The sequence below is a fragment of the Lentzea cavernae genome (genome assembly GCF_014653695.1).
GTDB lineage: Bacteria > Actinomycetota > Actinomycetes > Mycobacteriales > Pseudonocardiaceae > Lentzea > Lentzea cavernae.
In genome coordinates this window covers 116,079-137,570 of the sequence record NZ_BNAR01000012.1, presented here as the reverse complement: position 1 = coordinate 137,570, position 21,492 = coordinate 116,079, and the positions used below count along the sequence as shown (strand labels likewise).

At 70.6% G+C, this 21,492-nt stretch carries 19 protein-coding genes; 4 read left to right on the top strand and 15 right to left on the bottom strand.

The window, feature by feature from the left end:
* Positions 1–28: 28 nt before the first annotated feature.
* From IE307_RS32570 to IE307_RS32560, 3 genes are read right to left on the bottom strand one after another with little or no spacing between them, the layout of a single operon-like run.
* Positions 29–1,162: an AAA family ATPase gene (locus IE307_RS32570; protein WP_229905283.1), complete on the bottom strand. Its 1,134-nt coding sequence runs from the start codon at positions 1,160–1,162 to the stop codon at positions 29–31.
* The gene (locus tag IE307_RS32565; RefSeq protein ID WP_191303237.1) at positions 1,155–1,922 is read right to left on the bottom strand and encodes an RNA ligase family protein; all 768 of its coding nucleotides are present in this window, start codon (positions 1,920–1,922) and stop codon (positions 1,155–1,157) included. The genes IE307_RS32570 and IE307_RS32565 overlap by 8 nt, the downstream gene beginning before the upstream one ends.
* 42 nt (positions 1,923–1,964) lie before the next feature.
* Complete coding sequence (locus IE307_RS32560) at positions 1,965–2,717, bottom strand: SUR7/PalI family protein (protein ID WP_191303236.1); 753 nt, start codon at positions 2,715–2,717, stop codon at positions 1,965–1,967.
* Positions 2,718–2,861: 144 nt separating this feature from the next.
* Between IE307_RS32560 and IE307_RS32555 the strand changes: the two genes are divergently transcribed.
* Positions 2,862–3,659: a trypsin-like serine peptidase gene (locus IE307_RS32555; protein ID WP_191303235.1), complete on the top strand. Its 798-nt coding sequence runs from the start codon at positions 2,862–2,864 to the stop codon at positions 3,657–3,659.
* A gap of 54 nt (positions 3,660–3,713) precedes the next feature.
* Here the strand turns inward: IE307_RS32555 and IE307_RS32550 are convergent, their stop codons facing one another.
* The 7 genes from IE307_RS32550 to IE307_RS32520 all read right to left on the bottom strand — a co-directional run bounded on the left by IE307_RS32550 (position 3,714) and on the right by IE307_RS32520 (position 10,428).
* Positions 3,714–4,514 carry an alpha/beta fold hydrolase gene (locus IE307_RS32550; protein WP_191303234.1) on the bottom strand — a complete coding sequence of 267 codons (801 nt, stop codon included), beginning with the start codon at positions 4,512–4,514 and terminating at the stop codon, positions 3,714–3,716.
* 110 nt (positions 4,515–4,624) lie between these two features.
* Positions 4,625–5,080, bottom strand: coding sequence for a MarR family winged helix-turn-helix transcriptional regulator (locus tag IE307_RS32545; protein WP_191303233.1), 456 nt, complete (start codon positions 5,078–5,080; stop codon positions 4,625–4,627).
* A 252-nt stretch (positions 5,081–5,332) separates the two neighbouring features.
* Positions 5,333–5,842: a regulatory protein RecX gene (locus IE307_RS32540; RefSeq protein WP_191303232.1), complete on the bottom strand. Its 510-nt coding sequence runs from the start codon at positions 5,840–5,842 to the stop codon at positions 5,333–5,335.
* A 13-nt stretch (positions 5,843–5,855) separates the two neighbouring features.
* On the bottom strand, positions 5,856–6,902 hold the full coding sequence (recA, locus tag IE307_RS32535) for a recombinase RecA (protein ID WP_191303231.1): 1,047 nt from the start codon (positions 6,900–6,902) through the stop codon (positions 5,856–5,858).
* Positions 6,903–7,051: 149 nt separating this feature from the next.
* Positions 7,052–7,246: a DUF3046 domain-containing protein gene (locus tag IE307_RS32530; protein WP_191303230.1), complete on the bottom strand. Its 195-nt coding sequence runs from the start codon at positions 7,244–7,246 to the stop codon at positions 7,052–7,054.
* 9 nt (positions 7,247–7,255) lie between these two features.
* Positions 7,256–8,512: an MFS transporter gene (locus IE307_RS32525; protein WP_191303229.1), complete on the bottom strand. Its 1,257-nt coding sequence runs from the start codon at positions 8,510–8,512 to the stop codon at positions 7,256–7,258.
* Positions 8,513–8,565: 53 nt separating this feature from the next.
* Positions 8,566–10,428 (bottom strand): Hsp70 family protein, encoded by a 1,863-nt coding sequence (locus IE307_RS32520; RefSeq protein WP_191303228.1) that lies wholly within the window; start codon positions 10,426–10,428, stop codon positions 8,566–8,568.
* A gap of 109 nt (positions 10,429–10,537) precedes the next feature.
* Between IE307_RS32520 and IE307_RS32515 the strand changes: the two genes are divergently transcribed.
* Positions 10,538–15,088: an ATP-dependent helicase gene (locus IE307_RS32515; RefSeq protein ID WP_191303227.1), complete on the top strand. Its 4,551-nt coding sequence runs from the start codon at positions 10,538–10,540 to the stop codon at positions 15,086–15,088.
* A gap of 526 nt (positions 15,089–15,614) precedes the next feature.
* On the opposite strand, the gene IE307_RS32510 is transcribed toward IE307_RS32515, so the two are convergent.
* The 4 genes from IE307_RS32510 to IE307_RS32495 all read right to left on the bottom strand — a co-directional run bounded on the left by IE307_RS32510 (position 15,615) and on the right by IE307_RS32495 (position 18,555).
* A complete protein-coding gene (locus IE307_RS32510) occupies positions 15,615–16,601 on the bottom strand; it encodes a 1-aminocyclopropane-1-carboxylate deaminase (RefSeq protein WP_191303226.1) in 987 nt (328 codons plus the stop codon).
* Positions 16,598–17,227 carry a GntR family transcriptional regulator gene (locus IE307_RS32505; RefSeq protein WP_191303225.1) on the bottom strand — a complete coding sequence of 210 codons (630 nt, stop codon included), beginning with the start codon at positions 17,225–17,227 and terminating at the stop codon, positions 16,598–16,600. Before IE307_RS32505 ends, IE307_RS32510 begins: the two co-directional genes overlap by 4 nt.
* Before the next feature lie 282 nt (positions 17,228–17,509).
* Complete coding sequence (locus tag IE307_RS32500; protein WP_191303224.1) at positions 17,510–18,070, bottom strand: GNAT family N-acetyltransferase; 561 nt, start codon at positions 18,068–18,070, stop codon at positions 17,510–17,512.
* Positions 18,067–18,555, bottom strand: a complete 489-nt coding sequence (locus tag IE307_RS32495) for a YbaK/EbsC family protein (protein WP_191303223.1) — start codon at positions 18,553–18,555, stop codon at positions 18,067–18,069. The genes IE307_RS32500 and IE307_RS32495 overlap by 4 nt, the downstream gene beginning before the upstream one ends.
* Before the next feature lie 203 nt (positions 18,556–18,758).
* Here IE307_RS32495 and IE307_RS32490 point away from each other — a divergent pair, with 203 nt between their 5' ends.
* Both IE307_RS32490 and IE307_RS32485 read left to right on the top strand, forming a co-directional pair.
* Complete coding sequence (locus tag IE307_RS32490; protein ID WP_191303222.1) at positions 18,759–19,190, top strand: SAV_6107 family HEPN domain-containing protein; 432 nt, start codon at positions 18,759–18,761, stop codon at positions 19,188–19,190.
* Positions 19,187–19,933, top strand: a complete 747-nt coding sequence (locus IE307_RS32485) for a maleylpyruvate isomerase N-terminal domain-containing protein (RefSeq protein WP_229905282.1) — start codon at positions 19,187–19,189, stop codon at positions 19,931–19,933. The genes IE307_RS32490 and IE307_RS32485 overlap by 4 nt, the downstream gene beginning before the upstream one ends.
* Here the strand turns inward: IE307_RS32485 and IE307_RS32480 are convergent.
* Positions 19,910–21,484 carry an alkaline phosphatase D family protein gene (locus IE307_RS32480; RefSeq protein ID WP_191303221.1) on the bottom strand — a complete coding sequence of 525 codons (1,575 nt, stop codon included), beginning with the start codon at positions 21,482–21,484 and terminating at the stop codon, positions 19,910–19,912. The genes IE307_RS32485 and IE307_RS32480 overlap by 24 nt on opposite strands.
* Positions 21,485–21,492 lie beyond the last annotated feature (8 nt).

Below are 21,492 nucleotides of genomic sequence, written 5' to 3'. Positions count from 1 at the left end.
AAACACTCATTGCCAAGGCTAGGGAGGGCTACGTGCGCATGGTGGTTGGTGCCGTGTCGACGCGTTCGACGGCGTGCGCCTCGGTGGGGTCGACCGCCTCCCACTTGCCGACGAGCCGGTCGATCACGGCGGCCGGCACCGGTTCCGGGCGGGCGCGGTTGCGAGCGTGGATCACGTTCTTCGGTGCTTCGAGTCCGACCAGGGTGATCCGGGCGTGGTAGTCCGCGGCGAGTCCGATGCAGCGCTCGCGGAGTTGCTGGGAGATGTTGGTCGCGTTCCACACGAACCGCTCCCCCGCCCGCAACAGCACTCGGGCTTCCTCGAACGCGGCGGCGGCCACCGCGCGCTGGTCGCCGTCGGGTGCGATGCCGAGGCGGGAGCGGACGGCGTCGAGGCTCACCACCGGCCAGCCCGGCCGGTGGGCGGCGATCCAGTGGTCCTTGCCAACGCCCGGCAGTCCGGACAGCACGGTCACCTCGACACGGGTGTCGTCGTAGGCGGCGTACTCCGGGTCGCGGCCGGGCGTGCGGAAGTACTGGAAGCGGGCGTGGTCGGACGGGAAGGCGCGCGGCCGGTCCAGGCAGTCGCGTTCGCGGCAGTACTCCTCGAACAGCGCGATGTTCTCCAGCACCGAGTCCGCGTCGCCGCAGATCCGGCCGAGGATGTCGGCGCGGGCGAGTGTCGCCAGGTCGTCGTTGCGCGCGAGCAGGCTCACCCGGAACGCGATGCGGTCGAGGTCGGGGCGTTCCAGCGCCCAGAACGGCACCTGGTGGTGCCGCACCAGCGCGGCGACGTGCTCGCGCCAGGCGATCGGGCGGCCCATCTCCCACAGGAGCTTGCGCGCCAGCAGGTCACCGGCGCGCGAGTGGCCGTGCGCGGTGACGCGGCCGTCGGTGATCTGGGTGCGGAACGGTTTCGCGGCGTCGTGCAGCAACACCGTCGCGAACAACCGCACCCGGTCCGCTTCGGGACGTGAGCGCCATTCGGGCAGCGACACCAGCGCCTCGCAGGCCATCCGGGTGTGCGTGGCGACGTCGCCTTCGGCGTGGTGCACCGGATCCTGCCGCACGCCTTCCATCGCCCGCACCCACGGGAACGCCGAGCGCACGGCGTCCCAGTCCAAAGTCCACTGCGGACCGGCGGGGCAGAGTTGCTCAAACACGGGTCACCACCTGGTTCGGCAGGATCGGGCGGTCCTGCCAGTGGCTGCCCGAGTCCAGCACGGCGGTGAGGAACGTCGGCCGCACCCACTTGTAGCGCTCGACCGTGCGCCCGTCCTCCTCCACCTTGATGTAGAGGCCTTCCATGTCGTCGTCCGAATCCGTCTCCGCGACAACGGCTTCCGGGTCCTGACCGGCCGCGCGCGCCGCCTGCGCCAGCGCGTCACGCCAGTCGGGAGTGCGGCACGTGGACGGGCCTATCAGCGCTGTCAGGTCCTTCAGACGGCGCAACGGTCCCTCGTGCAGCACCGGCACGGACACCACAGGTGTGCCCGCGAGCAGCCGGCGGCGTTCCGGAGTGGACAGGAAATCGCCGCTGGAACGGTCGAGTACGTCGAACTCGCAGAAGTGGTGCGGCAGCGCGTCGTAGAACACGGTGTGCTTGGCGTACAACCATTCCCCGTAGAGCACGTACCGGGTGCCGAGCCTCTCCCACAGCACGCCCTGGTGGGTCGCAGCCCACGCCTTGAACGGCGCAAACTGCCGTTCCCGCGGGCCGCCCGCCAGGAAGTGGCCCCGTGACTGGAGTTTCAGCACGCCGCCGGTGTCGAAGCTGATGCCCGAGTTGGCACCGTCGAGCTTCTCCTCGACGACCAGGTGCCGCCCCGCGATCGCGCGGAACGGCACCTGGTCGAGGTCCTCGTCGCCCGGCTGCAGGCGCGAGCCCTCCAAGTGGGGCGTTCGCGGGTACTTGCGCAACATGCCCCGATTTGTAGCCCGTCCACGTGCCCGCGGGCGAACGGTTTACGCCGGGCCGACGAAAGCGGCCTTGTCGGAGTTGAAGGTCGGCTCGAACACGAGCTGCATCTCACCGGGCTGCGCGCCGACCGCGTACACGACGTGGAACGTGTAGGTCTTGCCCGGCAACACGGTCGTCGAGTCGAACAGCGTGCCGTCGCAGCCACCACTGCTGTCGAACACCTTCTCTGCCTTCTGCCCGTTGAACTGCGCATCAGAGCCCATGGACATCAACGCGGTCTCGAACGCGGCACTCGTCCCGTTGGTGATGGTGACCTCGAACTTCACCGCGCGGGCGATGTTCTGCGGCGCCGCGAACTGGCCCGGCGTGCAGGCGACCGGCGCGGCGACGTCGACCGAGAGGCCGTTCTCCCACGAGTACTTCTTGCCCCAGGTCGGGTTCTCCTTCAGCGCCTCCTGCTTCGCGGGTTCACCGGGCGCCCCGACCTGGCCCTCGTTGACGCTGCCGTCGATGGCGTCGACCACGGCGTTCGTCGCCACCACGGAGAAGACGATGGCGAGAACACAAACGACGACACCGATGGCCGCGAGGATCTTGCGGCTGCCGAACAACGCGATGACGCCGAGCACGATCCCGACGAACGCGGCGATCGAGGTGAGGATGTTCAGGAGCGGAAGCCACGAGGACACGACGCCGACGATCCCGAGAATGACCGAGGTCCACGCGAGCGCCCCGAATTTCGACGGCTTCGGCGGAGCGCTCACAGGCTGGGCGTAGACGGGCGGCGGGTAGGTCATGACGGCTCCCTGGCGGCGGCGATATGACCACCTCGTCGATTGGTCCTCTTCACCCGTTAGCACCACCCGGCGGCGTCACCCGATCGAACTACAAGCGGCCAGGCGGCCGACTCCCACACGTAGTCGATTGACTACGATCAGTACATGGCTCGACTCGCCGGAATCCTGCTGGCCGTGATCACCGCACTCGGTGTCACCACAGCACCCGCACACGCCGCCGTCGACTTCAGCGGCACCGTGAAACTCAGCAACTGCTCCGGCTCGCTCGTCCGGCTGCCTGCCTCGGCCCCTGCCGACAAGGCGCTCGTGCTGACGAACGGGCACTGCGTCGAGTTGATGAAGCCGGGCCAGGTGGTCGTCGGCCAGCCGTCGGACCGCACCTTCGCACTGCTGGGCGGCTCCGGGTCGCAGATCGCGAAGCTGCAGAGCTCGACGCTCGTCTACGCGACGATGACCGGTACCGACGCCGCGCTCTACCGGCTGGACCTGACCTACCGGCAGATCGAGCAGAAGTACGGCAGCCGCGCACTCGAACTGTCGGCGTCGCGTCCCGCCGCCAAGTCGGAGATCCGGATCGTCTCCGGCTACTGGACGAAGATCTACTCCTGCCAGATCGACGACGTCGTCCACCAGGTCAGGGAAGCGAGCTGGACCTGGCTCGACTCCCTCCGCTACACGCCGTCGTGCAACACGATCGGCGGCACGTCGGGTTCGCCGATCATCGACAACGCCAGCGGCAAGGTCGTCGGCGTCAACAACACCGGCAACGAGAGCGGCGGCCGCTGCACGATGAACAACCCGTGCGAGGTCGACGCCGCGGGCCAGATCACCGTCCGCAAGGGCACCAACTACGGCCAGCAGACCCACGGTCTCGTCTCCTGCTTCGGCCCCGGCACCGAGCTGAACCTGTCTCTTCCCGGTTGCCAGGTCGCGAAGCCCTGAACGCGAGGAAACCGGGACGCCCCTGCCCGCGTCCCGGTTTCCTCGTCCTTCCGACTAGCGCGCGGCGCGCACGATCAGGTCGGCCACGGTGTCCGGGTGCGACACGGCCACCGAGTGCGAAGCGCTCTTGACCTCGACGACCGCACGGGCGTGGGCGCGCTCGGCCATCCACTTCTGCGCGGCGATCGGGATGTTCTTGTCCTTGCCCGCCACCACGAAGTACGACGGGACGGTCTTCCACGCGGGCTCGCCGGCCTTCTCGTTCAACGCGGTGTCGTTGATCGGGCGCTGCGTCGCCGCCGCCAGGGTCGCGTCCTTGCGGGACACGTCGGCCGCGAACTGCTGCCAGAACTTGTCCTGCGCGATCACGAGGTCGGTGGTGCCGTCGCCGAGGGCAATGGGCCGCACCGCGTCGCCGAGCGTGCTGCCGGGCAGCTTGTTCGACAGCTCGAGAGCGCTCTCGCCCTTCTCCGGCGCGAACGCCGCGACGTAGACGAGCGCCTTCACATTCGGGTTGCCGAGCGCGGCCTGCGACTGGACCATGCCGCCGTAGGAGTGCCCGGCGAGGACGATCGGGCCTTCGATCGAGGCGAGCACCTGCTTGAGGTAGTTCGCGTCACCGGTGACGGACCTGAGCGGGTTCGCCACCGCCACGACCGGGAACCCCTTGCGCTGCAGGCGTTCCACGACACCGTTCCAGCTGGACGCGTCCGCGAACGCGCCGTGCACGAGCACGACGGTCGGCTTCTTGGTGCCCTGTTTCTCGGTGTCCTCCGCGGCACCGGCGCCGGACGGGACAACGGCAGCCAGAGCCAGCAGCGTTCCCAGAACCGCGAACACCTTGCGAACTCGCATCGGTCTCTCACTCTCTCGTCGGGCACCGTGACGGTGGTGCATCGCGCTCGATTAGGTCGTGCACGACGCAAGTTACCCGACGAGTTACCTCGCACGCGATGTGTTTCAGCTCACTGGCGTTCGGCGCCGTGCTTCACGCGATTCAGCGCCTTGCGCAGGATGGTGATCTCCTCGAGCGTCATGCCGAGCGCCCTGCCGAGCTGGTTGAACATCTCGGCACCGATCCACCGCAGGTCACGGCCCTTGTCGGTGAGCTGGACGAGCACGGAACGCTCGTCGTCGGGGTGCGTCACGCGCACCAGCAGACCGCTCTTCTCCAGCCGCTTGATCAACGGCGAGAGGGTGCTGTACTCGAGGTCGAGCTCCTGCACGAGCTCCCGGATCGGCCGCGAGTCCCGCTCCCACAGCAGCAGCATCACCAGGAACTGCGGGTAGGTGATGCCCGCCTTGTCGAGGATCGGGCGGTAGAAGCCGGTGACCGCCCGCGACGTCGTGTAGAGGTCGAAGCAGAGCAGGTCCGAGACCGTGGGGGTCACGGTGGACGGCGCGTCGGGAGTAGTGCTCACGCTTTTTAGGCTACTCGGAGCCGACCAGCTCAGCGGCGTGATCGGGTGAGGCCCGGCGAACGGACCGGCCCTGGCCCACGACCAGGGCTCGTCCACCACTCCCCCGTGGCGCGCACTGCGCGACACGCGAGCTCTTCGGCTCAACCCCTTGCACGCCAACCAGCACAGCGGCGAGAACAGGCCTTGCTCGGCGGAGAAGGATCGGCCTGCGACCTGAACGGATCGCAGCCCGGCGAACGGACCGGCCCCGGCCTACGACCAGGGCTCGTCCAACGCCGACGCCTCGTCTCCCGCGTCGCGCAGCTCGTCGCGCACCACGCGATAGGCGAGGCCTTCGGCATATCCCTTGCGCGCCAACGCACCCACGAGCCGGCGGATCTTCGTCGTCTCGTCCACACCGGACAGGGTGCGCAGGCGTTTGCGGACGAGCTCGCGGGCACGGTCTTCCTCGGCCTCGCTGTCGACCGCGGCGACGGCCTCGGCCACCACCTCGTCCGCCACGCCCTTGCGGCGCAGTTCCATGGCCAGGGCACGGCGGCCCAGACCTTTGTACGTGTGCCGGGAGCGCACCCACATCTCGGCGAACTGCGCGTCGTCGATCAGGCCGGCGCGGTCGAACTTGCCGAGAACGATCTCGGCTACACCGGCGCTGATCTCCTTGCGCAGCAACGCGTCGTACAGCTCTTGCCGGGACCGGGCGCGAGCACCGAGCAGCGCGTAGCAGATGTCCCGTGCTTTGCGCTGCTCTTCAGCCTCGTCCAAACCCCACTACCTCTTAGAACTCGACCGGCGCGGCGGGAGCCGCCTCTTCGGCGTCGAGGGTGGCGCCGATGCCGAGCTTGTCCTTGATGCGCTTCTCGATCTCGTTCGCGATGTCCGGGTTGTCCAGCAGGAACTTGCGGGCGTTCTCCTTGCCCTGGCCCAGCTGGTCGCCCTCGTAGGTGTACCAGGCACCGGACTTGCGCAGGATGCCCTGGTCGACGCCCATGTCGATCAGCGAACCCTCGCGGCTGACGCCCTTGCCGTAGAGGATGTCGAACTCGGCCTGCTTGAACGGCGGCGCGACCTTGTTCTTCACGACCTTGACCCTGGTGCGGTTGCCGACGGGCTCGCCGCCGTCCTTCAGAGTCTCGATGCGGCGCACGTCCAGACGCACGGAGGCGTAGAACTTCAGCGCCTTACCACCGGTCGTGGTCTCCGGGGAGCCGAACATCACGCCGATCTTCTCGCGCAGCTGGTTGATGAAGATCGCGGTCGTGCCCGAGTTGCTGAGCGCACCCGTGATCTTGCGCAGCGCCTGGCTCATGAGGCGGGCCTGCAGACCGACGTGGTTGTCGCCCATCTCGCCCTCGATCTCGGCGCGCGGCACGAGGGCGGCGACCGAGTCGATGACCAGGATGTCGAGCGCGCCGGAGCGGACCAGCATGTCCGCGATCTCGAGCGCCTGCTCACCGGTGTCGGGCTGGGAGACCAGCAGCGCGTCGGTGTCGACGCCCAGCCGCTTCGCGTACTCCGGGTCGAGGGCGTGCTCCGCGTCGATGAACGCGGCGATGCCGCCGGCCTTCTGGGCGTTCGCGACGGCGTGCAGGGCGACGGTGGTCTTACCGGAGGACTCAGGACCGTAGATCTCGATGACACGACCCCGGGGCAGACCGCCGATGCCGAGCGCCACGTCCAGCGCGATCGCGCCGGTCGGGATCACCTCGATCGGGGCACGGCCCTCCTCGCCGAGGCGCATCACGGAGCCCTTGCCGAACTGCTTGTCGATCTGCGCCAGGGCCAGCTCGAGCGCTTTGTCCCGGTCGGGTGCTGCGGGTGCCATCTTGGGTCCACCTTTTGTCGTCTGCTGCCGTTGCTTCGTCATGTTGGACCTGACGCTACTGGCGGGGTCTGACAATTCTGCGAAGCCGGGGGTCGCGGCCACTGTAGCCGAACACGTGTTCGAGCACACGTGACACTCCGAACCGCACTTCAGCGGCGATTTTCGGGGACTTCGAAGGCGTCGCAGACCGCGACCCAGATCTCCTTGGCGCCGATCCCGGCCTCCAGCGCCTGGTCGGCGGTGCGGCCGCCGAGCGACGACAGAACGTGGTCGCGGGCGATCATCTCGGCCCTGACCTGGCCGAACTCGCCTGCCATGAGTTTGCGGAACATGGTGATGCGCACCGCGAGACCCTAACGAACGGGCTTTCGCAGCGACGCGAAGAGGCACACGACCAGCAACGGCAGCGCGGTGAACCCGACGATCAGCCCGAGCGCCGCGTACGACCACGCCGTGACGACGATCCCGGACACCGCTCCCCCGATGGCGCCACCGACGTTCATCACCAGATCGGAGAGGCCCTGTGCGGCGGGCCGGTCGTCCACCGGCACGGACTCCGTGAGCAACGCGGATCCCGCCACCAGCCCGGCCGACCAGCCGAACCCGAGCAACGCCAGTCCCACGGCGAGCTGCGGGGCGTCGTGCGAGGGGGCCATCCCGGCGACCCCGGACGCCGCCACCACCAGCGACGCGCCGACCGCGAGCACCGGCACGCGGCCCAGCCGGTCCGCCATCCACCCGAACAGCGGGCTCGCGGCGTACATCGCGGCCACGTGCAGGCTGATCACCACGCCGACCACGCGCAACGACGCCCCGGCGTGGTTCATGTGCACGGGCGTCATCGACATCAGGCCGACCATCGCGGTGTGGCACAACATCACACCAACGAGTGCAAGTCTGGCCATGGGCCCGAGTCGTCCCCAGACCTTCAGGCCTCCGGGCGCCGCGCTGGACCCGCCCGCGCAGTGCGCGGGTTCAACCGGTCGTGTGCTCTTCACGACGACCAGCGGGTCCGGCCGCAGCCCGAACTGGATCACCAGCACCGCGGCGCCGAGCACGACGGCCGCCAGCAGGAACGGCCCCACGCCCGCCGGCAGGCCGAGGGAGGCCGCGGCCCGTCCGGCGGGATCGGCGAGGTTGGGCCCGATGATGGCGCCGATCATGGCCGCCCACACCACGCGCGAGAGTTCCCGCGCACGGCGGTGAGGGTGCGCCAGATCCGTTGCGGCATAACGAGCCGCGTAGTTCGCGCTGGACGCCCCTCCGAACAGGAGGAGACCCACGAGCAGCAGCTGCCACAGGCCGAGGCCCACGGCGACGGCGGCGATCAACGCGCCGAGCGCGCCCATGCTGTAGCCGAGGACGAGCGCGGGACGGCGTCCGCCGCGTTGCGCGAGGCGCGCACCGGGAAGGGCGAGCACGGCGGCACCGGCGACGGCCGCGGTCTGCGCGAGCCCGCCGACGGCCTCGGACCCGGAGAGCGTCGCGGCGATCAGCGTGCTGAACGCGAGGCCGATCGTCACCGCCGACGACCCCAGCACCTGGGTGCCGGTCAGCACGCGGACGACCTTGCGCTGCACGCGTTCGACCTGCGGCGCGACGATCACCATGATCACGATCGTGACACGGCCGGACCTCGTGCCGACAGGTCCATCAGGGGCGGTTACTCACCCGGTTGCACGGACTTCTCGAAGAAGTCGGCCATTTCGTCGGCCTTGAGCTCGTCCGCGTTCTCCTCGGCGGTCTTGGTGAGGATGCCGAACATGGGGCGGTCCTGGGCGGTGAACACCAGCACGCCCGTGCCGCTGGAGGTGGCCACGCGGTAGTCGCCCTGCAGGCCGTTGCCGGTCCAGTCGGCCTCGACGCGGTCGGTCTGGAACGACTTCGCGATGGTGTCGGCGTTGTTCTCCGCGCCCGTGACGCTGTCGGTGAGGATGTACTGCACCGCGTAGCCGTCGCGGATCGTGCAGCTCACGACCGTGCCCTTGATCTCCTCCATGCCGGTGATCTGCGCGGAGTCGGCCTTCTCGCAGCCGCCGCCGTCCGGCACGGTGCCCGCGAGCTGGCGCAGGCACTTCGTGAAGCCCTGGCCGTCCTGCGAGGTGTCGTCCTTGCACTCGTCGGCGCTGGGCAGGCTCGGGCCGGAGAACGCGAAGATCGCGCCGATCACGCCCGCCACGACGAGGACCGCCGCGCCGGCGCCGGCGAGGATCTTCCTGTTGTCCTTCTTCGGCGCCTGCTGCTGCGGGAAGTTCGTCGGGTAGCTGCCGCTGACGTTCGGGTTCGGGTACGGGCTGGTGAGCTGGTAGGTGCCGCTGGCCGAGTACGCGCCGCTCGGGTACGACCCGCTGGGGTAGGACCCGCTCGGGTACGAGCCGCTGACCACCGGGTTCGGGCCGCTGACGTTCGGGTTCACCGGGTGCGGGCCGGTCACGGCGGGGCTGACCGGCGCGGTCACGACCGTGGGCGGTTCGACGTAGCGCGGCTTGTCGTCCTCGGCCTTGAGCGTGATCATCGCCCGGTCGACGACCTGCGCGCCGGTCGCGACGATCGTCTCGGGGTGGTCGGGGTTGGTCGGGACGATGCCGACCTTCTCCGCGATGATCTGCGCGACCAGCGGCATCCGGCAGGACCCGCCGACGAGGTAGACGTGCTCCGGGGTGACGCCCGCCTTGTGCACGGACGAGATGAGCAGCTCGGTCGTGCGGATCAGGCTCGACCTGACCAGCGCCTCCAGTTCGCCGCGGGTGATGACGACCTTCTCGAACGGCTCCGGCATCAGCACCTCGACCTGCGGCAGCTCGGAGAGGTCCTCCTTCGCGAGGCGCAGCTCTTCGCGCAGGCCGAGGCGGGCGCGGTGGTCGTCGACGGTGGTGGGGCGCAGCAGCCGCTGCCAGCCGGCCGGGTCCTTGTGCGAGACCATGCGGCCCAGGTGCTCCAGCAGCGCCTGGTCGACGTCGAGACCGCCGACGTCGCCGAGGCTGCCCTCGGCCAGGATGCGGTGCTGGGAGTCGAGCACGGAGACGTCGAACGTGTCGGCGCCGAAGTCGTAGACGGCGAGCGGGCGGCCGCCACCGAGCGAGGCCACCGCGACAGCCTCGGGAACGGGCACGAGCTCGCCGGTCATGCCCGCGAGCCTGGCCGAGGACAGCAGCTTGTTGCGCCTGGTCGGCCCCCATTCGGCCGGGTGCGTCAGGCGGATCTCGTCGAGGTGCTCGCCCTTCAGCAGCGCCGTCACGGCCTCGAGCACGCGCGCGTAGATGGCCGCGAGCGCGTCGTTGGTCGGCAGGTTCTGCTCGCCGAGCTTGATCGTCGGCTTGTCGATGTGGCGCTTGGGGTTCGGCTCGTAGCGCGACGGGTCCTGGCGCGAACGCCGGTCCGCCTCCTTGCCGACGAGCAGGGAGCCGTCCTCCTCGAGGTAGACGGACGAGGGCATCGTCGGCCCACCGTCCACATCCACCACACCGTGGTCGGACAGCACCGCAACCGTGTTGGCGGTGCCCAGGTCGACGGACAGGACGCGCACCGTGCTCCCCTCGAAGGACGTACCCGGTGATCGTGCCACAGGGGCCTTCACCGGGTGCTCGGACCTGCGTAATCAGAAATTGTCGGACCCCGGCGTCATGATGGTCGGCATGGACGTGATGGAGGCATTCTCACCGGCGACCAGGCAGTGGTTCGCCGGTGCCTTCGCCGCGCCCACCCTGGCTCAGACGGGGGCGTGGGCGGCCGCGGCGGCGGGCGAGCACGCTCTGGTCATCGCCCCGACGGGCTCGGGCAAGACGCTCGCCGCCTTCCTGTGGGCGCTCGACAAGCTGGCGTCGTCCCCGGTGCCCGAGGAGCCGAAGCGCCGGTGCCGGGTGCTCTACATCTCCCCGTTGAAAGCGCTGGCGGTGGACGTCGAGCGCAACCTGCGCGCGCCGCTGACCGGCATCCGGCAGGCGTCGCAGCGGCTGGGGCTCGCGGAGCCGTCGATCGCGGTCGGCATGAGGACGGGCGACACGTCCCCGGAGGAGCGCAGGGCGTTCGGGCGCATTCCCCCGGACGTGCTGGTGACGACACCGGAGTCGTTGTTCCTGCTGCTGACGTCGTCGTCGCGGGAGTCGTTGCGCGGCGTGGAGACGGTGATCCTCGACGAGGTGCACGCGGTGGCCGGCACCAAGCGCGGCGCGCACCTGGCGTTGTCACTCGAAAGGCTGGATTCGCTGCTGGAGCGGCCGGCGCAGCGGATCGGGTTGTCGGCGACGGTGCGGCCGGTCGAGGAGATCAGCACGTTCCTGGCCGGCGGGCGGCCGGTGTCGGTGGTGCAGCCGAAGACGCCCAAGGTCATCGAGGTCGAGGTGGAGGTGCCGGTCGAGGACATGGCACAGCTCGGCCAGCCGACCGGTGAGGTGTCGGGGTCGGCCGCCGGGGCCGAGCAGCGCACGTCGATCTGGCCGTCGGTCGAGGCACGGGTGCTGGAGCTGGTGCGGGCGCACCGGTCGACGATCGTCTTCTCGAACTCGCGCCGGCTCGCGGAACGGCTGACCGCGCGTCTCAACGAGCTCGCGGAGGAGGCCGAGGAAGGTGCCGGGCCGGAGTCGTTCCCGGCGGAGGCGATCGGCCAGTCCGGGATGACGGTGCAGAAGACCGCGTCCGTCGCCCGTGCGCACCACGGGTCGATGTCGCGGGAGCAGCGCACCTCGGTCGAGGAGGACCTGAAGTCGGGGCGCCTGCCCTGCGTCGTGGCGACGTCGTCGCTGGAGCTCGGCATCGACATGGGCGCGGTCGACCTGGTGGTGCAGGTGGAGGCGCCGCCGTCGGTGGCGTCCGGGCTGCAGCGCGTCGGCCGGGCGGGGCACCAGGTGGGCGCGGTGTCGAAGGGCGTGATGTTCCCGAAGTTCCGCGGCGACCTGGTGTCGTGCGCGGTGGTCGCGGAACGGATGCGCGACGGCGCGATCGAGGCCGTCCGGTTCCCGCGCAACCCGCTGGACGTGCTGGCGCAGCACGTCGTCGCGATGGTGGCGATGGAGACGTGGACGGTCGAGGAGCTGACGGCGCTGGTGCGGCGGGCGGCGCCGTTCGCCGGGCTGCCCGACTCGGCGCTGAACGCGGTGCTCGACATGCTGTCGGGCCGGTACCCGTCCGAGGAGTTCGGCGAGCTGCGGCCCCGGATCACCTGGGACCGCGTGAACTCCGAGCTGCGCGGCAGGCCGGGTTCGCAACGGCTCGCGGTCACCTCCGGCGGCACGATCCCCGACCGGGGGATGTACACCGTCATGACACCGCCGTCGGAGAACGGCCCCGGCTCCCGCGTCGGCGAGCTCGACGAGGAGATGGTCTACGAGTCGCGGGTCGGCGACACGTTCCTGCTGGGCACGTCGTCGTGGCGGGTCGAGGACATCACGCACGACCGGGTGATCGTGGTGCCCGCGCCGGGGCAGCCCGCGCGGATGCCGTTCTGGAAGGGCGACGCCCCTGGCCGTCCGCTCGAACTCGGCCGTGCGATGGGCAAGTTCCTGCGCGAAGTGTCCACGATGGAGGATTCGGCGGCGCGCGAACGGGCCGCCTCAGCCGGTCTCGACGCGTGGGCGACGGACAACCTGCTGGCGTACCTGGGCGAGCAGCGCGAGGCCACGCGGCACGTGCCGAACGACAGGATCGTTCTGGTGGAACGGTTCCGCGACGAGCTGGGCGACTGGCGGCTCGTCGTGCACTCCCCGTTCGGCGCCCAGGTCAACGCGCCGTGGGCGCTCGCGATCGCGGCGCGGCTGCGGGAGAAGCGCGGTGTCGAGGTGCAGGCCGCGCACTCCGACGACGGCATCGTGCTGCGGCTGCCCGACGCCCTGGACCACGAGGGTGCGGAGGTCACGGCGGGCGCGGAGGACGTGCTGCTCGACCCCGACGAGGTCGAGCAGATCGTGGTCGCGGAGGTGGGCGGCTCGGCGTTGTTCGCGGCCCGGTTCCGCGAGTGCGCGTCCCGGTCGCTGCTGCTTCCGCGCCGCGACCCGAAGCGGCGCACCCCGTTGTGGCAGCAGCGTCAGCGGTCGGCGCAGCTGCTGTCGGTCGCCGCGAAGTACGAGAGCTTCCCGGTGGTCCTGGAGGCGATGCGCGAGTGCCTGCAGGACGTCTACGACGTGCCGGGCCTGAAGGAGCTGATGTCGGACGTCCGCGCGCGCAAGGTGCGCGTGGTCGAGGTCGAGACCCCGTCGCCGTCGCCGTTCGCCCGCAGCCTGCTCTTCGGGTACGTCGGCATGTTCCTCTACGAGGCGGACGCCCCGCTGGCGGAACGGCGGGCGGCGGCGCTGTCGCTCGACTCGACGCTGCTCGCGGAACTGCTCGGCTCGGAGGCGATCCGCGAGCTGCTCGACCCGGAGGTCGTGGCCGAGGTCGAGCAGAGCCTGCAACGCCTCTCCGAGGACCGCCGCCCGCGCCACGCCGAGGACGCCGCGGACCTGTTGCGGTTCCTGGGAGATCTCTCGGACGCGGAGGCGCTCGAACGCGGTGTGCCCCGCGAATGGCTCGACGAGCTGCTGGCGCAGCGCCGCGTTCTCCGCGTCCGGATCGCCGGCGAGGAACGCACGATCTCGATCGAGGACGCGGGCAAGGTCCGCGACGCGCTCGGTGTCGCTCTCCCGGTCGGCGTGCCGGAGGCGTTCACCGAACCGGTGGCGGACCCGCTGGGCGATCTGCTGAGCCGCTACGCCCGCACGCACGGGCCGTTCCCCGCCTCGGAACCCGCCACGCGCTTCGGCCTGGGCGTGGCCGTGGTGACGGGCGTGCTCGAACGCATGGCGGCCACCGGCCGCCTGGCCCGCGGTGAGCTCCGTCCCGGTGGCACGCACACCGAGTACTGCGACGCGGACGTGCTGCGCCGCCTGCGCCGTGCCTCGCTGGCGCGGCTGCGGTCCGAGGTGGAGCCGGTCGAACCCGCCGCGCTGGGCCGGTTCCTGCCGCAGTGGCACGGCCTGGGCCGCCGGCTGCGGTCGGCGCCGACGCTCGACGACGTGTTCTCGGTGGTGGAACAGCTCGCCGGAGCGCCGCTTCCGGCCAGTGCGCTGGAAGCGCTGCTGTTCCCGTCCCGGTTGCCGGGCTACTACCCGGCGCTGCTCGACGAGCTGACGGCGTCCGGCGAGGTGACGTGGACGGGCTGCGGCGCGCTGGCCGGCGGCGACGGCTGGATCGCGCTCGCACCGACCGACGTGGCCGACCTGCTGCTGCCCGACCTGGTACCGGAGTCGATCCCGGAGTCACCGCTGCACACGGCGGTCCTGGAGGCGTTGTCCGGCGGGGCGCTGTTCTTCCGCCAGGTCGTCGACCGGGCCTCGCAATCCGTGACGTGCACGGACAACGAGGTCGTCGGCACGCTGTGGGACCTGGTGTGGGCGGGACTGGTCACGAACGACACGTTGTCGCCCCTGCGAGCCCTGGTGTCCGGCGGCGGCGCGGCGCACAAACCCCGCCGCAGCGCTCCCCGGGGCCGCTACGCCCGCCTGCGCTCCCGTCCCGACATGCCTTCCCGCACGGGCCCGCCGACAGCAGCAGGACGCTGGTCGCTCGCAGTGCGCCCGGCGGAAGACCCGACCCGCCGCGCACACGCGCGGGCCGAAGCCTTCCTGGAACGCCACGGCGTGCTGACACGCGGCGCACTGGACACCGAACGCGTGACGGGCGGGTTCAGCGGCGTCTACAAGGTGCTGCGGGCCATGGAGGAGTCGGGCCAGGTCATCCGCGGCTACGTCGTCGAGGGACTGGGCGCCGCCCAGTTCGCGGCACGAGGCGCGGTGGACCGCCTGCGAGCCCTGTCCCGTCCCCCTGGTCAGTCGTCGCAGGCCGACCAGGCCGCGGTGGTGCTCGCCGCGGCCGATCCGGCCCAGCCCTACGGGGCCGCCCTGGCGTGGCCGGACCCGCTGGGCGAGGGCAAGCACAGGCCGGCACGCAAGGCAGGCGCACTGGCGGTGCTGGTCGACGGCACCCCGGCGCTCTACGTCGAGAGAGGAGGCAAGTCGCTGCTGTCGTTCACCGACGACGACCCGACCCTGCGCACCGCCGCGAACGCCCTGAGCCGGGCCGTCCGCGACGGCTGGCTCGGCCAGCTGGCCGTCCAGCGCGCCGACGGCGAGATCGCACTGACCTCGCACCTGGCGACGGTCCTGCAGGAGGCAGGCTTCCGCGCCACCCCGAAGGGCCTGCGCCTACGGGCGTGACCGCAGCCTTCCCACCGGCTCCACCCGCCATGCCGCGCTCGGCCCACCGCGCTCGCTCTTGTCGCGCCTGCCTGACGGGCTTGGTCGTGCGGGCGCACCTGCCCGACAAGCCTGGCCGGGCGGGCTCGCTCTTCCGTGCTCGGTCTGACAGGGCGCGGGCTGGCGCACCTGCCTGGTGAGCTAGGCCGGGGGCTCGCTCTTCCGCGCTCGACCTGACGGGCCCGAGCTGGCTCACCCGCGTGGCGAGCTTGGCCCGACAGGGCTGACTTGGTGCATCTGTCTGATGAGCTTGGCTGGATGGGCTCGCTCTCCCGCTTGGCCTGACAGGGCTTGGGCTGGCGCACCGGTCTGGCAAGGATCGCCCCGACAGGTCGGTTTCCACGACTCGGCATGAGGAGCCTATTCAGCCTGGCGGGCTCCACCCGTCACGCCCACCCGCCACACCAACACGGTGGATTCGGCATGACGTGCCCGCCCGTCACACCCCCACTGTCGTGCCGCGCGTGGTTCCTCGCCGTCCCTCGGCCTACTGCGGGAACAGCGAGCTGTAGGCGTTCAGCGCCGGCTGGCCACCGAGGTGCGCGTAGAGGACCGTGGAGTCGCGGCCGATCTCGCCCGACGACACGAGGTGGATGAGCCCCGCCAGGGACTTCCCCTCGTAGACCGGGTCGGTGATCATGCCTTCGAGGCTCGCGCCCAGGCGCATGCCGTCCACCGTGGACTCGTCGGCGATGCCGTAGGTGCCGCCGTGGAAGCGGTCGTCGAGGAGGATGTCCTCTTCGGACACCGTGACCTCGCGCAGCTTGGCGGTGTTGTGCGCGATGCGGGTGATCTGGTCGAGGGTCTCGGCGGGCTTGGCGGACGCGTCGATGCCCAGCACGCGACGGCCTGTGTCGTTCGCGAATCCGGCGACCATGCCCGCCTGGGTGCTGCCGGTGACCGAGCAGACGATGATCGTGTCGAAGAAGACGCCGAGCTGGGCCTCCTGCTGGCGGACCTCGTCGGCCCAGTTCGCGAAGCCCATGCCGCCCAGCGGGTGGTCGGAGGCGCCGGCGGGGATCGGGTAGGGCTTGCCTCCGTTCGCGCGGACCTCTTCGATCGCCTGTTCCCAGGCGGGTTTGACGCCGATGCCGAACTCGGCGCTCACCAGCCGGACGTCGGCTCCCATCATGCGGCTGAGCAGGATGTTGCCGACCCGGTCGCTGCCCACGTCCTCCCAGTCGACCCAGCTCTCCTGCACCAGCACGGCCTTGAGGCCGGCCCTGGCCGCGGCGGCCGCGACCTGGCGGGTGTGGTTGGACTGGATGCCGCCGATCGACACGAGGGTGTCGCAGCCCGTGGCCAGCGCGTCGGCGACGAGGTACTCGAGCTTGCGGGTCTTGTTGCCGCCGTAGGCGAGACCGGAGTTGCAGTCCTCGCGCTTGGCCCAGACCGCGGCACCACCGAGGTGCGCGGTGAGGCGGTCGAGGCGGTGGACGGGCGAGGGCCCGAAGAGAAGCGGGAACCTGTTCACAGCTCGGCCTCCAGGGTGTTCCAGTTCTCGTCGACCAGGGAGGCGGCCAGCACGGGGTCGCCGTTCTCGCACGCCTCGATGATCTGCTGGTGCTGGGTGACGGAGTGGCGGGCGTTCGGCGACGAGAACCGGCTGTGCTCGGCCCGCCGCACCAGCGGGGTGAAGCGGTCGATGGTCGCGGCGATCGCGAAGTTGTCGCAGCGGTGGACGGCCACCGCGTGGAACTCGTCGTCGGCGGCCAGCGCGGCGACGGCGTCGTCGGCGTCGAGCGCCTTCTTGAAGGCCTTGTTCGCGGCGCGCATCGCGACGATGTCCTCGACGTTCATCTTCGGTGTCGCGATGCCGACGGCGAGGGCGTGCATGGACTGCACGACGACGAGTGCGTCGCGCACGGGTTCGGCTTCCAGCGCGGTGACACGGGTGTAGGCGTGGGGCTTGGTCTCGACCAGGCCCTCGTCGGTCAGCGTCGCGAGCGCCTCCCGCACCGGGGTGCGGGACAGGCCGAGCCGCTCCGCCAGTTCGACGTCCTTGATGGGCGTGCCCGGCTCGAGGTCGCCGCGCACGATCGCCGATCGGATCTCGGCCGCCGCCCGCTCCTTCAGTGACCCATATCCAATATATTGCATATTGGCGAGAGTAGGGTTCGGGTCGAATGATCGCAACCCTCACGCTCTTGAACTGGCGATATACGACCTCCACACACCCACAACGCACCGCCCTCACAGCCATTGCAATGGGACTTTTGCGGACGTCCGCAAACGTTTTTGGCATAAGCCGGGACGCTCGATGTGGTCGAGCAGGAGGGAATCTGTGCTTGCCACGGCGGCGACGGATGCCAGTCAGGCCTGGGTCGGCGCACGCCAGCGGTGCGCGCCGAGGAGGTCAGCGCGCGCGGAATCAGGTGGGGGTCAGAAGGGCAGCGTGCGGCCGAGGACCGCGAACGGGCGCGGGTCGCCGGTGAACTGGTAGTGCCGCAGCACGTCCAGGAAGCCAACGCGGCGGTAGAGCTTCCACGCCTTGCTCGGGCCTTCAGGCGTGGACAGCAGCACGCGGGAGGACGGCACGCCCTCCATGAGCCTGCGCAGCAGGTCTTCGCCGAGGCCGCGGCCCTGCGCGCGCGGCAGCACGTGCAGTTCGGTCAGCTCGAAGTAGTCGGTGAGCCATTCGTCGACGACGGCGGGCGGCGACACCTGCATCAGCCCGCGCCGCACCTGCTCGTGCCACCACTGGCCGGACGCGCCGCGGTAGCCGTAGCCGATGCCGACGAGCTCGTCCTGCTCGCCCAGCGCGACGACGCAGCGCCAGTCCTCGCGCATCATGTGCGCGAGCCACATCGGCGCGCGCTGCTCGACGGTGGCGGGCGGGTAGTTCATCGCCGTCACGTACAGCGCGAGCGCTTCACCCAGCCGGACGTTCAGCTCCGCGGCGGTCATCTCGACGATGCGCTCGAGGCGCGGCGAGGCCGTCATGCCGACACCGCCGCGACGCGGCCGCCGGTCAGCGCCACCAGGTCGGCGAAGGTCGTGGGGTAGACGGCGTGCGGGTGGCCCGCGGCCGCCCAGATCTCCTCGTAGCCGGACAGCGACTCGTCCACCACGGTCTCGATCGGCGCCGGGTGCCCGACGGGCGACACGCCGCCGATCACCTGGCCCGTGTGCTCGCGGACGAACTCGGGGTCGGCGCGCTTGACCGCGTCCGCCCCCACCAGTGCGGCGACCAGTGACGTGTCCGCGCGATGCGCGCCCGAGGTCAGAACCAGCAGCGGGGCCGCCTCCCCGTCGCGCACGGCGGCGAAGACCAGGCTGTTCGCGATCGCGCCGACCTGCACGCCCACCGCCTGCGCCGCGGCGGCCGCGGTTCGCGCCGCGTCCGGCAGCACGACGATGCGTGCGGCGGTGGCGGGCGGCAGGGCTTCCGCGACCTTGCGGATTCCGGGGTGTTCGAGCGAACTCACATCACCATCAGACCACGACTCGCGCCTGTGTGGTGGGGCGGGTTGAGGAATCCATCGGCCGGGAGCTACGCTGATGGGGACTCGAACATGTGTTCGAGTCTCACCATGCCTCGGAGGTGGGGTGGGGGAAGCACCCCACCTCCGAGAGCCGCCGGCTTCCCCTCGGCGGTGACGTCGTTCACCGACGCCACGAGGAGGCCGAGATGACAGCCGATCTTTCGAATCCGGCAGCCTTCCCCGTACCCGTCCCGATTCCGCTGCCACCCGCGTCCGCGCTGGCCCTGCTGCGGCAGGCCCGTGACTCGCTCGCCGAGTCGGAGCGCACGCCCGAACCCTCCGAGCGGTTCGCGACCGCTTACCTCGCCGCGTTGCGCGCCGCCGCCGCGGTGCTCGCCCTGAGAGGACGGCCCCATCGCGGGCGGTCGAGGCCGACCAGCGCGTGGGTGCTGCTCGGCGCGATCGCGCCGGAGATGAGTGAGTGGGCCGCTTTCTTCGCGTCGTGGTCGTCCACACGGGCCGCTGTGCTCGCGGGGATCACCCGGCACGTCAACGCGCGCACGGCTGACGATCTGGTGCGCCAGACCCATCTGTTCGTGACGCTCGTCGACCGCGTGATGAGCGAGGCGAGGCGGTGAACCTGCTCGACGTATTGCGCCGTGAGGCGGACATGCTCGCCATGTCCGCGATCGGCCAGCCACCGCACAAGGGCGTGCCCGCCTGCCCCGGGTTGAACCTCGGGGAGACCGTGCGGCACGTCGGCGGCGGTTATCGCGGCGCGCTGGCGTGGATCAGACTCGGCCGCGAACCCGTGGCCGGGGAGTGGCAGGACCACCCGGCGCCGGGTGAGGACCCGCTGGAGTTCATGCGGTCGGGCGCGGAGGCCGTGATCGCGGAGCTCGAAGCGCACGACGAGGAGGAGCCGTGCGCGACGTGGTGGCCTGATCGGCAGGACTACGGGTTCTGGCGGCGCCGGCTCGCGCACGAGACGACGCTGCACCGCATGGACGTGCAGGGCGCCGCGGGCATGGAGGTCGGTGCCGTCGACGACGAGGTCGCGGTCGACGGCGTCGACGAGGTGCTCACGTTGTGGCTGGGGCACAAGCTGGACGTGCTCGGGGTGCGGGGGTCGCGGGACAGCCTCGTCACCATCCAGGTCGAGGACGACCTGTGGCTCACGCGCTGCGGCCCGCAGGGCTCGGCGGCGTGGCGTGTCGTCGACCCGGAGGACGCGCACGCCGCCGACGCGCAGGTGTCGGCGAGCCCGATGACGATGTACCGCTGGCTGTGGGGGCGGTTGCCCGACCGCATGGTCACGACCGTCGGCGACGACGACGCGATCGCACAGCTGTGGGCTCTACTCCGACTCGCGACCAAGTAGGACGGACGCGGTCTCCTCGCCCGTCGCCGACAACAGCCGGTAGCGGGCGAGGCGGCCGTCGAAGTCCAGCAACGCGATGGAGTTCCCGAAGTGCGGACCGCTGGTCTTGCGCCAGTGCACCAGGTCCTCCGGCACGCCGACCTTCGTCGCGAGGCGGCGGAACACCCGCGAGGCCGCGCGCGACCACGACAACCGGAACGCCGGCCGCAGCGCCTTCGGCGCCTCGTTGTGGATGGGCGAGCACACGAGCTGCGCGACCAGGGCCTTGGTGGGCCTGGGGAACTCGGCCTCGGCGACGTAGCTGTGGTGGACGTCACCGGACAGCACGCACACCGTCGCCGCGCCGTTGCCGGCCGCCTTCTCGATCATGCGCGAGAGCCGGTCGAACGACTCGCGGAACGCGGGCCAGTGCTCCAGGTCCACTGCCTGCCTGATGCTCTCGGCGGCCTTGCCCTGCCAGTCCGGCTTGTTCGCGCCGATCTCGTTGATGGACTGGAGGTGGCTGAGCGCGTGCGGCATCAGCCACGGCAGCGACGAACCGATCAGCAGGTGGTCGTACTCGTCGTCGTTCGTGTCGGTGTTCCGCTCGATCCAGTCGAACTCGTCGTCGTTGATCATCTGCCGCTTGCCCTCTTCGAGGATGCGGCCGGAGCGCGTGTCGACCATGAGCAGCCGGGCGCGGCCGAAGTCGCGGCGGAAGCTCCACCACGTCGACTTGCGGCCCTCGGTCTCCTTGTCCGCCGCCTCGGCGAACTCCAGCAGCATCGGCAGCACGTCCGTGCCCTGGGCTTTCACCTTGGCGTACAAGGAGTTCTTGGCGAGCTCGTCCGGGCTGAGGTTGCCCAGGTGCTGGTAGACCCAGTACGAGGAGATGGCGCCGCGGATCCTGTCGCGCCACCACGGCTTCTCCGCCATCTCCTTGCGCCACACCGCGGAGGTGTTCCAGTCGTCGCGCACGTCGTGGTCGTCGAAGATCATCGCCGTCGGCACGACCGACAGCAGCCAGCGGATCTCCGGGTCGCCCCAGGTCTCGTGGTAGAGCCGGGCGTACTCGCCGAAGTGGACGACCTCGCCGTCGGGTTCCTTCGTGCCGCGCCTGCGGTCGCGCAGCCACTGCTTGGTGGCGTCGGTGGGTTCGTCGGCGTAGACCTGGTCCCCCAGCAGGATCATCGCCTGCGGCCACTCCTCCTCCGGCACGGCCATGAGCCGTTGCGCGAACGCGTCGAGCGCGTCCGGGCCGAGGGGCTGGGACGGCGCGGCACGGCACGAACCGAAGGCGATCCGGCGGACCTGGCCGGTGCGGATCACCGGCTTCGGGAAGTCGCTGTCCGGCTCCGGCCAGACCTTCTCGCCGTCCAGCCGGACGTCGTACTCGGTGCGGGGACCGAGGTTCTCGAGCCGGACGAGCGCGTAGTGCTGCGACCCCGCCTGGAACGTGCGGGCCGTGTTTCCGGCGATCGTCACCTCGCAGGAGGCGTCCGTCTCGACCCACAACGTCGCGGACGTGTCGTCGACATACCTGAGGAGAGGTCCGAGCACCAGCTTCGCCACGCGCGAGA

Coding starts and splice junctions, on each gene's coding strand:
- IE307_RS32525 (WP_191303229.1), bottom strand. CDS start 8,512: ATGGTGATCGTCGCGCCGCAGGTCGAACGCGTGCAGCGCAAGGTCGTC.
- IE307_RS32490 (WP_191303222.1), top strand. CDS start 18,759: ATGACAGCCGATCTTTCGAATCCGGCAGCCTTCCCCGTACCCGTCCCG.
- IE307_RS32515 (WP_191303227.1), top strand. CDS start 10,538: ATGGACGTGATGGAGGCATTCTCACCGGCGACCAGGCAGTGGTTCGCC.
- recA (WP_191303231.1), bottom strand. CDS start 6,902: ATGGCACCCGCAGCACCCGACCGGGACAAAGCGCTCGAGCTGGCCCTG.
- IE307_RS32555 (WP_191303235.1), top strand. CDS start 2,862: ATGGCTCGACTCGCCGGAATCCTGCTGGCCGTGATCACCGCACTCGGT.
- IE307_RS32550 (WP_191303234.1), bottom strand. CDS start 4,514: ATGCGAGTTCGCAAGGTGTTCGCGGTTCTGGGAACGCTGCTGGCTCTG.
- IE307_RS32505 (WP_191303225.1), bottom strand. CDS start 17,227: ATGCAATATATTGGATATGGGTCACTGAAGGAGCGGGCGGCGGCCGAG.
- IE307_RS32560 (WP_191303236.1), bottom strand. CDS start 2,717: ATGACCTACCCGCCGCCCGTCTACGCCCAGCCTGTGAGCGCTCCGCCG.
- IE307_RS32565 (WP_191303237.1), bottom strand. CDS start 1,922: ATGTTGCGCAAGTACCCGCGAACGCCCCACTTGGAGGGCTCGCGCCTG.
- IE307_RS32500 (WP_191303224.1), bottom strand. CDS start 18,070: ATGACGGCCTCGCCGCGCCTCGAGCGCATCGTCGAGATGACCGCCGCG.